The organism is Burkholderia sp. SIMBA_062, assembly GCF_046534765.1.
GTDB lineage: Bacteria > Pseudomonadota > Gammaproteobacteria > Burkholderiales > Burkholderiaceae > Burkholderia > Burkholderia ambifaria.
The window spans coordinates 1-256 of sequence record NZ_JAWRYD010000407.1; the positions used below are offsets into that span (position 1 = coordinate 1).

General features: G+C 60.2%; 1 pseudogene. It reads right to left on the reverse strand.

The window, feature by feature from the left end:
- Positions 1–256: pseudogene (locus SB786_RS36865) on the reverse strand (hypothetical protein); the annotation flags it as partial.

A 256-nucleotide genomic window follows, 5' to 3' on the forward strand; every position in this document is an offset into this window, starting at 1 on the left:
CTCGGACAGGTCCCTCGTGCAAATTTCGTGGACCACGTCGAAGGCGTCGACCAACAGGCCTTTGTGCCGTGTCGCCGGATCGGTGATCGCGTAAATGTTGGAGGCGTCTTCGCCGTCATCGCCGCTCTCGAGGCGCAACGCCGCGTCGACGCGAATGGTGCACGCGTCGAGGATCGATCCAAGTTCGAGATCAACGAGATTGCCGTCCTTGACGCGGTATTCGCGGTCATAGCCATTGGCGATGAAGGACTGGACT